The organism is Vibrio fujianensis, from assembly GCF_002749895.1.
GTDB lineage: Bacteria > Pseudomonadota > Gammaproteobacteria > Enterobacterales > Vibrionaceae > Vibrio > Vibrio fujianensis.
On sequence record NZ_NBUS01000002.1, the window covers coordinates 1 to 1,399 of the forward strand.

Here is a 1,399-nt window from a genome sequence, read left to right on the forward strand (position 1 = left end):
TAAACCAAATCAATCTGTGTGAACACTCATCAATGCACAATCTTTACGTAAGGAGGTGATCCAGCGCCAGGTTCCCCTAGCGCTACCTTGTTACGACTTCACCCCAGTCATGAACCACAAAGTGGCAAGCGTCCCCCCGAAGGTTAAACTACCTGCTTCTTTTGCAGCCCACTCCCATGGTGTGACGGGCGGTGTGTACAAGGCCCGGGAACGTATTCACCGTGACATTCTGATTCACGATTACTAGCGATTCCGACTTCATGGAGTCGAGTTGCAGACTCCAATCCGGACTACGACGCACTTTTTGGGATTCGCTTAACATCGCTGTCTCGCCGCCCTCTGTATGCGCCATTGTAGCACGTGTGTAGCCCTACTCGTAAGGGCCATGATGACTTGACGTCGTCCCCACCTTCCTCCGGTTTATCACCGGCAGTCTCCCTGGAGTTCCCACCCGAAGTGCTGGCAAACAAGGATAAGGGTTGCGCTCGTTGCGGGACTTAACCCAACATTTCACAACACGAGCTGACGACAGCCATGCAGCACCTGTCTCAGAGCTCCCGAAGGCACACCTGCGTCTCCGCTGGCTTCTCTGGATGTCAAGAGTAGGTAAGGTTCTTCGCGTTGCATCGAATTAAACCACATGCTCCACCGCTTGTGCGGGCCCCCGTCAATTCATTTGAGTTTTAATCTTGCGACCGTACTCCCCAGGCGGTCTACTTAACGCGTTAGCTCCGAAAGCCACAGCTCAAGGCCGCAACCTCCAAGTAGACATCGTTTACGGCGTGGACTACCAGGGTATCTAATCCTGTTTGCTCCCCACGCTTTCGCATCTGAGTGTCAGTATCTGTCCAGGGGGCCGCCTTCGCCACTGGTATTCCTTCAGATCTCTACGCATTTCACCGCTACACCTGAAATTCTACCCCCCTCTACAGTACTCTAGCCTGCCAGTTTCAAATGCAACTCCGAGGTTGAGCCCCGGGCTTTCACATCTGACTTAACAAACCACCTGCATGCGCTTTACGCCCAGTAATTCCGATTAACGCTCGCACCCTCCGTATTACCGCGGCTGCTGGCACGGAGTTAGCCGGTGCTTCTTCTGTCGCTAACGTCAAAGCATACCGCTATTAACGATATCCCCTTCCTCACGACTGAAAGTACTTTACAACCCGAAGGCCTTCTTCATACACGCGGCATGGCTGCATCAGGCTTGCGCCCATTGTGCAATATTCCCCACTGCTGCCTCCCGTAGGAGTCTGGACCGTGTCTCAGTTCCAGTGTGGCTGATCATCCTCTCAGACCAGCTAGGGATCGTCGCCTTGGTGAGCCCTTACCTCACCAACTAGCTAATCCCACCTGGGCATATCCTGACGCGAGAGGCCCGAAGGTCCCCCTCTTTGAC

1 rRNA gene is annotated in these 1,399 nt (G+C 54.0%); it reads right to left on the bottom strand.

Annotated features, from left to right (window positions below):
• Window positions 1–48: 48 nt before the first annotated feature.
• Window positions 49–1,399: ribosomal RNA gene (locus B7C60_RS00010) — 16S ribosomal RNA — on the bottom strand; the annotation flags it as partial.